Origin of the sequence: Zhouia amylolytica AD3 (genome assembly GCF_000511935.2) — a bacterium.
GTDB classification, from domain to species: Bacteria; Bacteroidota; Bacteroidia; order Flavobacteriales; family Flavobacteriaceae; genus Zhouia; species Zhouia amylolytica.
Genome location: NZ_AYXY01000023.1, coordinates 113287 through 127288 on the forward strand (window position 1 = coordinate 113287; position 14002 = coordinate 127288).

8 protein-coding genes are annotated in these 14002 nt (G+C 37.9%); all 8 read right to left on the reverse strand.

Features of this window, described 5'->3' with window-relative positions:
• Entirely contained in the window at positions 1-906 is a 906-nt protein-coding gene (cyoE, locus tag P278_RS11315) for a heme o synthase (protein WP_038266764.1), read from the reverse strand.
• A gap of 134 nt (positions 907-1040) precedes the next feature.
• Entirely contained in the window at positions 1041-1826 is a 786-nt protein-coding gene (locus tag P278_RS11320) for an energy transducer TonB (protein WP_038266767.1), read from the reverse strand.
• 113 nt (positions 1827-1939) lie between these two features.
• Positions 1940-2650: an energy transducer TonB gene (locus tag P278_RS11325; protein ID WP_038266770.1), complete on the reverse strand. Its 711-nt coding sequence runs from the start codon at positions 2648-2650 to the stop codon at positions 1940-1942.
• Between the two features lie 54 nt (positions 2651-2704).
• Positions 2705-3085 carry a VanZ family protein gene (locus P278_RS11330; protein WP_161808358.1) on the reverse strand — a complete coding sequence of 127 codons (381 nt, stop codon included), beginning with the start codon at positions 3083-3085 and terminating at the stop codon, positions 2705-2707.
• On the reverse strand, positions 3078-3458 hold the full coding sequence (gcvH, locus tag P278_RS11335; protein WP_038266775.1) for a glycine cleavage system protein GcvH: 381 nt from the start codon (positions 3456-3458) through the stop codon (positions 3078-3080). Before gcvH ends, P278_RS11330 begins: the two co-directional genes overlap by 8 nt.
• Positions 3459-3542: 84 nt before the next feature.
• A complete protein-coding gene (gene sov, locus P278_RS11340) occupies positions 3543-10610 on the reverse strand; it encodes a T9SS outer membrane translocon Sov/SprA (RefSeq protein WP_038266778.1) in 7068 nt (2355 codons plus the stop codon).
• 33 nt (positions 10611-10643) lie between these two features.
• Entirely contained in the window at positions 10644-11225 is a 582-nt protein-coding gene (gene ruvA / locus P278_RS11345) for a Holliday junction branch migration protein RuvA (protein ID WP_038266780.1), read from the reverse strand.
• A gap of 134 nt (positions 11226-11359) precedes the next feature.
• On the reverse strand, positions 11360-13648 hold the full coding sequence (locus tag P278_RS11350; protein ID WP_038266782.1) for an NADP-dependent malic enzyme: 2289 nt from the start codon (positions 13646-13648) through the stop codon (positions 11360-11362).
• Positions 13649-14002 lie beyond the last annotated feature (354 nt).

The following is a 14002-nucleotide window of genomic DNA, read 5'->3' on the forward strand; positions in this document are numbered from 1 at the left end:
CTAAGCTAAATATTTATCTATTACGTAAACAACTTGTATTACCGTGATATATAAAACACTTGCAAGCATTAAACTTCTTGCGGCTTTATTATCCTGAACCTGGTATAATTTAAACGCAAAAACCAACATTACCAGACCTAAAAGGAATATAACGATAGCTGATGGCATTGACAAATGTAAATCACCAGTAATTCCGGTTACAGGTATTACAGAAACCACAAGCATCCAAATAGTATACATAATAATTTGTAATGCGGTGGTTTTATCTTTTTTTCCAGTAGGCAACATTTTAAATCCTGCCTTTTTATAATCTTCATCCAACATCCAACCAATGGCCCAGAAATGAGGAAATTGCCAAAAAAACTGTATCATAAACAGGGTCCCAGGCTCAATTCCAAAATCATTTGTGGCAGCAACCCAACCTAACATAAAGGGAATAGCACCCGGAAAAGCACCTACAAATACGGCTAATGGAGAAATCGTCTTTAGAGGGGTATACATACATGTATACATAAAAATGGATATCGCTCCAAACATAGCCGTTTTAGGATTCACTATATACAAAGCAGTAATACCACATAAAGTAAACAGACTTGCTATAACAAAGGCTACTTGTACTGACATTCTACCTGATGGTATAGGTCTGTTTTTAGTACGCTTCATTAAAGCATCTAAATCCTTTTCTATAATTTGGTTGAATGTGTTTGAAGCCCCCACCATAAAATAACCTCCGAATGCAAGTAAAAGCAACGGCTGTAATTGTATCTGATCGGCACCAAGCAGATATCCCGCTAATGAAGAAAACACAACACTTACCGAAAGACCTACTTTGGTAATTTGCTTAAAATCATCAAATATAAGGGCAAACGACTGTGTTTTTGTTGCAGTACTCAATACAGTTTTCATCAAATCTTTTCTAAATCGGCTGCAAAGATACTGTACAAAAGCTATTTATGCAATCTTTAAACAGCGTTCTAATGTTAAACTCTATGGTGAAGCCGTTATAAAATGAAAAAAATCCCGCATAACGGGACTTTAATTTATTGTACCTTAAAGACAATGGGTTTTAGAAAAATAACAGAAACATCTTTATTTCGTTGCTTCCCGGGAGTCATTTGTGGTATTAATTTAATGACCCTTTCTGCCTCTTCCTCCAACACCTTATGAGGGGCACGAATTTTAATCTCTTCAACCTGCCCCTCCTGATTAATCTTAAATTGAGCATAAATTCTTTGAATCCCTTCAAGACCATATTCCCCTGCAATAGAGGTGTCAAAATTTCGTTGTACAATCTTATTAATTGCATCACTCATACATTCTCTTCGCTCTTTATTACTCTGCAAGGTCTCACACCCAGGGAACACAGGCACTATCTCTACTTTGTCCCATGCCACGACAGGCATTTCTATTTCATCCGGATCTTCATAAACAATATCGTCGGTATTAAGATCCTCCACCGGCTCCTTCTCATTCTTGAACTCTTCATCCTGATCAACGACAGTCTTATCATCAACCACCTGAATATCATCTATGAGCTTTACGGTTTGTTTTTGTGGTTGAATTTTTTCTTTAACCTCCTGTTCAACCTTAAACTCTGTCATTTCATACGTTTGATCTTCTTCGATCACAACGGGTTCAGTGTTTACATAACTAGTGACCGCAAAAGTTGCTTCTATTGCAAAATATGCAACTGCTAAACTAATTACTAAACCGATTTGAAATCTCAAGACTTCATTTTTTGGTAAATTAGCATCATGCTTAGAATACTTTCTTAAACGCGAATCGCTGCCACGAGACTCGTTTAAATTGTTAGTGTTTGTTTCCATAATGTTTTTTTGATATAAATGTTAATACACTAAAAACAAGCACAATAAGCATACCAAAAAAGAAAAACCCGAGCAATTGCTCGGGTTTTTACTTATATCGTTGTAAGTATATTCTAATTCAACTTGAAGACAATAGGATATGCAAATGTTACAGAAGTTGGTCTTCCACGCTGCTTACCAGGAATTAACTTAGGAAGTTTATTGATAATTCTCTTCGCCTCATCTTCTAAACTCTTATCTGGCCCACGAGTATTCATAATCGTAATTGAACCATCCTTGTTAATTCTAAACTGTACATAAACCCTACCTTGGATTCCCATTTCCTGAGCTGCTTCCGGGTAACGGAAGTTTTTTCTTACGTGCTTATCAAGGTTCTCTTTAAAACATTGGAACTGCTGACTCTTAGGCACATTCTTACAATCAGGGAACATTGGTTTATCTTCAATCACTGTAAATGGCACATCCACATCTACAGGTTCTTCAGCTACTTCCACTTCTTCTACCTCAACAATTTCTTCTGCTTGATCTGTTTCTGTAGACTCAATTTCTGTCTCTTCAACCTCCTCTTCATCTTCTACCACTTCAATAATTTCCGGAGCTGCCGGTGGTGGTGGTGGTGGCGGTTGCTTCAACTGTTGTGTAATCGGGATGTCCTCCTCTAAATCTTCTAACATCTCGGTAGACGCTACATCAAATTCTGATTTATCGTACTTCTTCCATTCGATTGCCCTCCAGGTAATGAACATAACCAAGGCCAACCCAATGGCAAAGTATAGCCCGCTATTCCTGGTTAAATCGGCTTTCGGATTTTTCTTAGGTTCCATGCTTTTTCAAATTTATGTTCGCTAATTTAACTATTTATTTAAATTAAAAGCAATTTATTTTTTCTTTTTCATCCGCTCTGCGGAAAAAAATAATTTAACTGCTAAAATTCCTAACAATATACCGCAGCAATTGGCTACAATATCTAAAGGTTCAAAACTTCGGCCATAAGGCATCAGGTATTGAAATACCTCAATAATTATACCATACAGCGCACTTACCACCCCTATTTTAAGCAATAAGTTCCTTTTAATATACGAAACAAGTACTAAATACCACAATACCGTAAATACAAAATAAATACCACCATGGATTACTTTGTCAGATACCTCGATACCTGTACTAGGAAGTTCTTTAAAAGACAATAAGCTGGATACCGTTATTAAAACGGTCCAGCTTATTGCTATTATTATAAAAAGTATACTTCTTCTAAGCACCAATTAGCTCTTTATAAGCTTCACTATCGAGAAGATCTTCTACTTCAGATGCATCAGAAAATTTAATTTTTATCATCCATCCTTCACCATAAGGATCAGCATTAACTTTTTCTGGTTCTCCTTCTAAATCCTCATTGAACTCAATGATTTCTCCAGATAGTGGTAAAAACAAATCAGATACCGTTTTAACTGCTTCAACTGTTCCAAAAACTTCTTCTCTATCTAAAGTTTCATCTACAGTTTCCACCTCAACATAAACGATATCACCTAATTCTTTTTGAGCAAAGTCTGTAATACCTACAGTTGCAACATCACCCTCAATCTTAATCCACTCGTGATCTTTGGTGTATTTTAATTCTGATGGAATATTCATGTGCTGTTTACTATTTATTGTTTTATTAAAAAGTTGCTTGGCAAATGTAAATTATTCTGGCATTTATATCAACAATACTATTTGTTAATTTCCAAAATTATAACGCAATGTTATTCCTGATCGAATGGTAGCCTGAGGATATGCGGTAGACACTTTATACTTTGAAAGGGTATGATCGTAATAAAATAATGCCGTTAAATTTTGTGTAAGCGCATAGTCGGCAGTAAATTTTATAGCCCAGATATTTTGCCCTGCTGTTACCTGATTGGTATTAATATCTAAATTTCTAATGATCGTAATATTATCTCTTAACGACAAATCAGCTTTGATATTAAGATCACTTTTCAAAGTACTCTTTTTCCCTCCAATATTTGTTACAAACCTTAAATCTTTAATTCTATAACCTAAACCAAGTATATATTCATTACCCGACATCTCAGTCAATAAATTATTATCAAAGCTGAGGGAAAGCGCCCTGTCTTTTCTGAGTTCGGCTAGAACACTAAATGAATTTTTCATTTCAAAATCAACTTTCACCAATGGATTAAACTGCTCTACTAAAGTGGCATTGGTATAAAGCGTCGGGTTTTTAAAATCACCAGACTGGTCACGTTCATTTGGATTATCGATATCATAATCTAAGTTGGTTCGAAAAGCATTTATACTATAACTAGATCGATAACCATGTCCAATAGAAAAGCGCCTAAACACATCCTTAAACCACCCCAAGCGCATTAAACCAGTGTATTTAAGCGACCAGTTAGGGATTGGGGTATCTCTAAAGGCATTTAAATTCACACTACTGGCATCCTGACCCGTATAAGCAGCTACAAAAGCTGGTAATAGAACTGCTTGATTGGTTGGTCCGTAACCATCCGGATATTCCGTGGCATTTGGATTCACTGACACTCCTGCCAATCGTTGAGCGATAACAATCCTGTTATCACTAAACTCATTAAACGTTTCCGAAACGGATTCATCTCTTTTTTGGAAAGCAGTTTTAATCATTATCGAGGATATCGAGAAATCACCATACTGATTACCTAGTAAATTAACATAATCATAAACCCCCGACCCGAGATTATCTACTCTAAAGTTTTCTGTATAGTTTTCCGAATATCTTCGGTTAGCTGACAAATCTATGGTTAGATCTTTAAATGGCTCCAGATTTGCTGTTACATCAAATTCCGTTGCATCCCGCTCCATGTACTGTTGGTTAAAATCCGGGAAGGTTGTAAGCCATCCTCTTCGTGCAGCTTCAAAACGAACATCTTTCTGACTACCAAAGGTAAATCCAACGGATGGTTTTAAAGTACCTATAAACCCGATGCTCCTGATATAACCCGGGAGCAGTTTACCTGCATTTTTAGTATAACTTACATTCACCCGTTTCAACATGGTCACGAAATCGGTAAGCACATTCAATCCCTTATTATCTTTTTTATCGGCAACCTGTGGATCACCATTATTCCTGGCAACACCAGCCCTATTTCTTCTCGGATCACTTTTCAACCCTAAATACCTGTAAAACCTGTCCATAGTTAAAGACGAAGTTAGCTTATGTGTGCTTGCGTTCTGAACGGTATTTAATTGTTGCCCTGCAATTTCACGTAAGACATCACCTCCACGCTGCCAATCAAAATCGGCAGTGTAGGAATATGTAGCATTGATAAAACTCAAGGGTGGAATTTTATTAAAAGGGAGTTCATAATCAACCTGTAGTTTTTGCGTATGCCTATTGGCCTCCCCAACATCCCAAAAACCACTCCAGAGGTTCATCTCTCTATTAATCGTTTTATTACCATCTTCATCAAGCGTATAATAATTACGAACTATATTATTATTTGCTGCGGTAAAGTTAACACGAACTGATTTGGTTAAATTATAATTAATTGCATATTGCCAGTCAAACAAGAAATTTCTTTGTTGCAACTCCGGCAATCCAATAAACTGTGATTGATCACCATCAAACACTTCTCTAAAACGCTGCTGATTAAAGCTTCGATTTATATTCGAGTTCAAGGATATATTATTAGGAAGATAATTAAAGTTTAAATCTTTCAGCCACTGCCAATAACTCCCCGTGAATAAAGAATCATTTTTAGCGAACGGCTCCACGGGTTCCGGCTCAAAGTTATAGCCGTAAGTAAATCCTGTCCTGACATTTTGATCTCTCAACTGTTCAACTTCAAAATCTCTATGATTTGTTTCATTATACGCCATATTGAATGTGAAATTTTCAATATCATACACATGTGGCTTCTGTTCTTCTCCACGATTTTTCCTAACCCCTATAACATTGATTCCACGTCGTTTTGTATAATCCTCAGATTGATTTTGAATAAGTTCTCTATCTACAGTGCTTTCTGCTGCATCCAATCGATCCTGCAACTTAAGATCCTGATATAACGGATCGAATTCAGGTGTTATCAATTCTTCCGATATATTATAGTTTAAAGGTATTTGAACGCCCCACTGCTTCGGCAATAACTGTCCTAAATTCACATTTGTATTAACACCGTACTTGACAGCCTTCTCTCTACTTCGCTCATTCGGCGTTTCATCTAATGCGCCAAATCCAATATTGTTCACACTTCCGGTTACTGAATAGTTAGCAAAATCGGCCACATTCCCGTCTACGGAACCAACTGCAGCCCAACCGCCCTTGTTATCCAGACCTGCCAATCGCAATTCATCAAACCAGACCTCTCCGCAAACATCCTTGTTGGTTGTTCCGTTTTTCAATCCTATCATTATCGATCTAACATTCCCCAAAGAAGGATTACCTTTTATCCCAAATTTATATCGATTGTTTCCTGTTAATCCTCCCAAATCATATTCATCAACTGATTGAAGATCCTCATTAAAGAAATTCACTTCACTTGAACTCAGGTTGGAATTCTGTAAAACTTCAGCTTTAATTTTAGAAAACGTGCTCAGCAGCACATCAATATTATTCTCCACCGGCCATACCAAGTCTGAAGATAAATTATTAACCTGTCCCGGTACATAATCTGTTGGTGTCAAGGGAACATCAATCTGGTAGTAATTTTGATCATAATCGGTTCCGAACCTAATAAATGCTACAAGATCATCTTGATTCAGGGATTCCTGCCCTTCAATTTCTTCGGCGTGAACAAACATCTTGAGTTTCTCATATTGTCTTAAGTCTACATTGACATTCTTATAAACTCCCTGAGCATCTCTTGGTCCAAGTTCACAAACGGAAAAGGACAAGGATTGTTCATTCACATTAATAACCGTATTGTTGGTATTTAATTGTTCTCTTCTCACTCCAGGAGGCAACACATATGCAATCGGTACTCTTTGATCATTTTCCTGAATATTAACCGTGCTAATTTCAGAAACCACCTGGTCATCTATTCCCTGATCAGGATTCAGCGCTCGGGTATAGGTCCTCCAATCACCTCTCACTAAATCCAGTGTTCCAAAACGCATGACTGTGTTTTCAGAAAACCCAGTCATATACATTCTTAAATATGAAATAGATCTGAAATCAGTTATACCTCCAATAGCATTCTCAAAATCACGAACGGGTATCTTGTATTGTATCCATCTTACCTGGTAAGAATCGTTATTTGGTAAGCTTGTGGTGTTAACCACTCTAACATCACTAACGTATCTGTCTGTACTTTGAATACCTGGTGAAATGGGGATTCTGTATTCGTAATAACTATCTACTGTATTCATCGTTAAGTCACGATTCACATCTTCAACGTCTGGAAGGGTCGTTGACCCTCTGTTTGTATTGGTTACCTGAATTGGTGAATTTCCCTGAGGGTTATTATAATTCAAATATCGACTTAAAATATCTCCTTCGACATTCAAATAGTATTCATAATTATCCAACGCTGGATCTGCACCTCCATTATTGGTGTACTTTGTAGCTTCCTCACTGTCAGATAAGCCATCAAAACCAACATCTTGTAATCGACGATTCGCTTCCTCTGCATCAAATGCATATACCAGTGACTGAGAGGCAGGGGTTAAACCCCAAACCGTTTCATGAGTTAGCACATTACTATTTACTCCGGGCAAACCGTTTTCATATTGTTTTCTACCATCTTTAAGGATATCTTCACTTATACTTCCAAGGTTGAACACCAATTCTCCTCCTTGTCCTGACAACTGACCATCCTGGTAATATGGATCCAGCACCCAAAACTGAATATATTCAACATTTGCCTGTTCAAAATTAGTACTGCTTATCGAACGCATTACTCCTCCCCATTTATCTTGAGGAGCTTCATTACTAAAATCTAAATTATTATTATATGGTCCTTTCTGATTTGGATAATAAGCAAGATCCAAGGTAGTTTGCACCAGGGTTTGCCCTTGCGCAATATCTTGTTGCGGAAATATTTCATCTATATAAATCCTCCTGGTTGAATTCAAGGAAAGGTCATTATCATTAATCGAAGAAGGTCTTTGATTGGTATAAAATATAGGATCGATTGTATACCATGCCAACTTAGCCCTTCTTTCTCCAGAAGCTAAGTCGTTATTCGGTATTTCCCCTCCATAACCTATTGGAGCACTCGCTAATGACCAACCAAGCGGAGACCTTACATCTATGAATGCCTGAGCGCCTTCAAAATCATCAAGATATACCGTTGTTTCCCCATCGAAATCGGCCATATTTGGAGATCCAGGCATTAAATAGGCAAATTCGCCTCTAACAGAAAGATTTGACGCAACATCCGTATCTATGTTTGGAAGTTTATTTACCCATCTGGTTAAAAAAGGCAGTTCGGTTGAATAATTCCCGTTAAATCCAAAAATGGTGTTATTCACAGGTTCAGTTCCATAGTTTGCCTTTTGAGTCAATGGTCGCTCACTAAGGTTTAACATGGTTCCTCCTAACAGGAAGTTATCATTTATTTTGTGCTCTACATTTACTCCGGCAAAACGACGGGTTTGCTGTCCGAAAACAGCATTGTTTTCGACTGACACCTCAATCGGAATATTCGAAGCCTTCAGTCCTTCATCTAAAATCTGGACTGTACCCGCTATATAATTCACGGTATAATCGACTCCTTCCTGAAGTATCCTACCTCCGGCTTTTACTCTTACAGACCCCCGCGGCACATTAAATGCACCCAATGAGATCCCTCGTCCACCCTCGGCTCTATATTTACCTTTTAACTGATACTTATTTTTATCGCTATCCTCTAAGGCAGCTGCCTGTGTACTCTCGTATAAACTTCTAAACACATATTTGCTTTGATTCGCATTGTAAGAGTCGGGGTTATTATAATCTCCTCCACCAAGCACCCCATGAATATATTCTCCAAAGGGTTCAGCCTTGGTAAAAATGATCAAGCCATTTTGAGTATCAACGGTAATTCCCGGATAGAAATCAAAGAATCCGTCTCCACCATTTTGCGGATCGTTATAAACATTCAATCGATCAAAGTTAAAAACATCTAATAAAATCCGTTCTTCCAACCCTGAAGGCCATGTTGCCTCATCTACCGGCGAGATATAGTTAACAGGCGAAGGATCTGTATAAAGGATGTTCATTTTAAAATCTTCTTGCAACAACTGAAAAGCTCCTGTTGCATATATATTTTTCATCATTAAGTCCCAAACCGGATCTTCTATACGGGTAAGATTACTTTTAAGCATTTTAAGCACCAAACTCTGAGGGTTTACCGCTACTACCTGACCACTTGCATTACTCTCATACTCTGTTGCATTCACACCATCGTTGGCAAACTCACCTACTTGATACACCTCTCCCCTATACGTATACTGATAAGCCACACCGAGGATTTCATCATTACTAAGGCGCTGGTTTAATGAAATGTACCCCAATTGCTGATCTAATCGATAATCTCTTCCTTGCTCTAATTTTCTTGCGTTTTCAAGTACGGCATAATCGTATCCTTGATTCACCTGGGTGTTTAATATTCCAAAACCTTGTTGAACGGTTGCTACATCTCTTATTTCTTCAGTTAGCACAGAGGTGCCCCCTATTTCAAATGGATTATAATCATTCGCTTCATTTTGAGGAAGGTCACTTGTGGTATTAAAAAAGCCTGCAGGCGCATTTTGATTTAATCGGGTGTTATCCGGTAAAGGCTCCCCTAAATCCTGTAAGGCCACAATATTTCTAACGTTCTGGGTATTTTGAATTCTATTGGTCACCCATACTTCTATTCTGGTAATCTGAACAGGGGTATTCACATAGGGATAATTAGCAACAGCCTGATCGTACTGATCCCGGAAGAAATGCGACAAGAAGAAGTGTCTGTCAGCATCATAATCCAATGCCGAGATTTCAAACTCATTCACTGTACCTCCTCCTTCAGCAACTACTCTCCTGTTTTGAGATCGTTGTTCGGAAAATACAGCTGTAACTCTGGTTTTCCCAAATTGCAATTCTGTTTTAACACCAAACAAACTTTGAGCTCCATTTATCAAAGAGCTATTAAGTGGCATGCTTATGTTACCCACTTCAATTTTCTGAATAATATCATCTTCAGTGGGCGTATATTCCAGTTTTATCTGATTTTGAAAATCTAAGGTCGCTTCCGTATCGTAATTTGCGTTGATTGTTAATCGTTCTCCAACCTTACCAAGCAAACTTAAACTTATGCGCTGATCAAAATCAAAAGTAATATTCGTCCTGTTTCTAGGTGATAAAGCCGGGTTGTCATTTTTTTGAACGCGGACTCCCAAATCCATTGAAATGGAACCTGTAGGGATTACTTCAATTTTATCGCCACCAAAAACCGATTGGAAAAAATCTGAATTAACATAGAAGTTGGGCAACAAGTTTTTTTGATCTTCCTTCCCTTCTTCAGTTTTACCTGAGATCGCACTTTCTTTTTCTTTGAAATAATTCTTCATTTGTTCACGAAGCATCATTTCTTTGAATGCCTTCGGAGTTAGTATCAGCGGATAGGCTGTATCAAAATCTCCGATTTTTTCTGTATAAAAATAGCGATCAGTTACAGGGTCGTATGTATACTTAGAAATTACACTGGCTGGATTTTTTAATTTAATTGTCCCCAAAGAAACCCCTGACTTTACAGTATCCTGTTGTTGTGCAGGATTCTGAGCCACGGTTAAGCCTGATACGCATAACATTAAAAAGATGAAGATCCTTTTCAAAAGGTTCGTCATATATTTTGGGGTATTGGTTGGATTCAAATTTAATTAAAGGTTCTTCAGTGATTGTTTGATTAACGCTTCAACACTTAATTCAGGTTCTGATTTTAAAATTTTATTCACCACTCTCTCTGCTTGCTTCCTAGCATAACCTAACACCTCTAAAGCAGATAACGCTTCTTCCTTATTTGTATTGTTTTGAACTTCCGAAACTTCATCAATACCAAACACTTTCAACACCTTGTCTTTAAGGTCCAAAATAACTCGTTGTGCAGTTTTTGCACCAATTCCTTTGATGGATTGAATCGTCGGGGCATCTCCCACTGCGATGGCATCTCTAATCTGAGCAGGAGTCATCGATGACAACATGGTTCTGGCCGTACTCGCCCCCACTCCTGACACTGATATCAACAATCTAAAAATCTCTCTTTCCGATTTTTCTATAAACCCATATAACGTATGAGCATCTTCCCTAACTTGAAAATGGGTAAATAACTTTATATTCTCATCTGGTGAAATATGCGAAAATGTATGAAGTGAAATATTGATAAAATACCCAACACCATTAGATTCAATAACCACATAGGTTGGATTTTTCTCAACCAACTTACCTTTAATATGCTCAATCATTTTTAGAAAACATTAGTAGCTCAAACCTACAAAAAATTTTCATACCAAATCTTAGACGTTTGGTATGAAAATTTTTATATCATTTTTACTCTATAAGTATATATTCAAGGAAAGTTTATAAAACTTAAGTTGAGCTATGCTTTCTTTTTGCGCTTTCCACGCTCTTGTGCATCTACAACGGCCACAGCGGCCATATTTACCATTTCTTCAACACTAGCTCCAAGTTGAATAACGTGTACCGGCTTGTTCATCCCTAACATTATAGGTCCGATAGACTCTGATTTATTCAATTCTTTTATGAGCTTATAGGTAATATTAGCCGAGGCCAGGCTCGGGAAAATTAATGTATTCACTTTTCTGCCTGCCAATTTAGAAAACGGAAATTTCGATTGATGCAGCTCCTGATTCAGGGCAAAGTCTGTTTGAATATCTCCATCAACTATAATTTCAGGATGCTCTTCATGCAACATTCTCACTGCTTCATTTACCTTTCTGGCGACCGGATGCTCTGATGAACCGAAATTCGAATATGACAACATAGCAATTACCGGTTCTAAACCAAACAACTTCACTGCAGAAGCAGTCATTTGAGCGATATTAGCTAAATCATTCGCTGATGGCTCAATGTTTATTGAAGTATCTGCAAGGAACATAGGACCACGTTCGGTCATCATTAAATTTACCGCCGCTACTTTAGACACATTATTTGCCTTTCCGATAAGCTCTAACATTGGCCTTACCACCGTTGGATATGACCTTGAGTATCCGGAAATCAAACAATCAGCATCGCCTTCATTCACCATCATAGCTGCATAATAGTTACGCTCACGCATCTTCTTCTCAGCTTCATACAAGGTAACGCCTTTGCGTTTGCGCAATTCCCAATATTGCTTGGCATATTGCTTTTTCTTCTCGTTATGATCGTCTGTTTTGGTATCAATAATCGTTAGATCGGCATCAAATTCTAATTCTTGCTTAAGTTCAAGAATTACATCTTTTCTTCCCAAAAGTATCGGAATTCCAATACCTTCATCAAAGACTATTTGCGCCGCCTTAAGCACATCTAAATGATCTGCTTCAGGAAATACGATTCTCTTTGGATTTGTTTTAGCTCTACTATGAAGTAATCGCAGTAATTTATTGTCATTACCCAAACGCTGCAATAATTGTTCTTCATAACGCTCCCAATCTTCGATAGGTTCTTTAGCTACTCCACTTTCAATAGCTGCCTTTGCAACAGCAGGAGGAACTGTGGCTATTAACCTTGGATCGAATGGTTTTGGTATAATGTATTCGCGTCCGAATGTCAATTTGGTTTCTCCATATGCGATATTCACTTGTTCCGGCACCATTTCTTTTGCCAATTCTGCCAATGCACGAACGGCTGCCATTTTCATTTCTTCATTTATCTTGGTAGCTCTAACGTCTAGGGCTCCACGGAAAATAAAAGGAAAGCCCAGTACATTATTCACCTGATTAGGGTGATCTGATCTTCCGGTTGCCATGATAATATCTTCCCTGGTTTTAATAGCAAGGTCGTAGGCGATTTCTGGGTCTGGGTTTGCCATGGCAAATACAATAGGATCTACTGCCATAGCATTCAACATCTCAGGAGTTACAATATCTGCAATAGAAAGCCCAATAAAAACATCTGCATCTTGCATCGCTTCTTCTAGGGTGTCTATTTTTCTGTCTGTAGCAAATTCCGCTTTTTCTGAAGAAAGGTTATCTCTATCACTTCTAATTACCCCCTTACTGTCAAGCATTACTATATTTTCTGCCTTAGCTCCAAAAGCCTTATAAAGTCTCGTACATGAAACTGCCGCCGCTCCTGCTCCACTAATTACAATGCGAACTTCATCTATTTTCTTCTCGGCAATTTCCAACGCATTCAACAAGGCTGCTGCAGAAATAATAGCTGTACCGTGCTGATCGTCGTGCATCACAGGGATGTCGAGCTCTTCTTTGAGTCTTCTCTCTATTTCAAAAGCCTCTGGAGCTTTGATATCCTCAAGGTTAATACCTCCAAAAGTAGGAGCTATTGTTTTTACTGTTTCTATGAACTTATCGACGTCCTTGGTATCTAGTTCGATATCCATACCATCGATATCAGCAAATATCTTGAATAAAAGTCCTTTCCCTTCCATAACAGGCTTAGAGGCTTCCGGACCTATATCACCAAGACCTAATACTGCAGTACCATTTGATATTACGGCTACGAGGTTTCCTTTTGTCGTATACTTATATGCGTTGCTTTTGTCTTTAGCAATCTCCAAACAAGGTTCTGCTACTCCGGGAGAATACGCTAATGCCAAATCCCTTTGTGTTGCATATTTTTTGGTTGGAACTATTTTAATCTTCCCAGGCTGGGGCTTGGCATGGTACACCAATGCCTCTCGCCTTCTAGTACTGTCTTTACTCATAAGTTCATTCTTTTAAAATGAAGCTACAAAGGTAAAAGTTATCTTGGATATACCACCACCTTAAAACTGTTGTTTTTAAATAATCATCATCTCAGGGTTTTTACGAATCATCTGCCGGAAATTAACAAGTATTTCATTGACACCTGCACCCTTAGGGGTGCTATAAATCTATACCGGAAGCGCATCATCTTTCTGATACTAATATTACTCGGAACAGGTTCCTTTTTAGCTCCTGTAATCGGAACGGAACCAGGAGAGATGATTAACTTTTTCATTAGGGAACAAGCGAAGATGGATAAGGATTATTTAGGGATATTATGGGGATAATATGGGGATAACATAGGGATAACCCTG

Coding starts and splice junctions, on each gene's coding strand:
- cyoE (WP_038266764.1), bottom strand. CDS start 906: ATGAAAACTGTATTGAGTACTGCAACAAAAACACAGTCGTTTGCCCTT.
- P278_RS11320 (WP_038266767.1), bottom strand. CDS start 1,826: ATGGAAACAAACACTAACAATTTAAACGAGTCTCGTGGCAGCGATTCG.
- P278_RS11325 (WP_038266770.1), bottom strand. CDS start 2,650: ATGGAACCTAAGAAAAATCCGAAAGCCGATTTAACCAGGAATAGCGGG.
- gcvH (WP_038266775.1), bottom strand. CDS start 3,458: ATGAATATTCCATCAGAATTAAAATACACCAAAGATCACGAGTGGATT.
- sov (WP_038266778.1), bottom strand. CDS start 10,610: ATGACGAACCTTTTGAAAAGGATCTTCATCTTTTTAATGTTATGCGTA.
- ruvA (WP_038266780.1), bottom strand. CDS start 11,225: ATGATTGAGCATATTAAAGGTAAGTTGGTTGAGAAAAATCCAACCTAT.
- P278_RS11350 (WP_038266782.1), bottom strand. CDS start 13,648: ATGAGTAAAGACAGTACTAGAAGGCGAGAGGCATTGGTGTACCATGCC.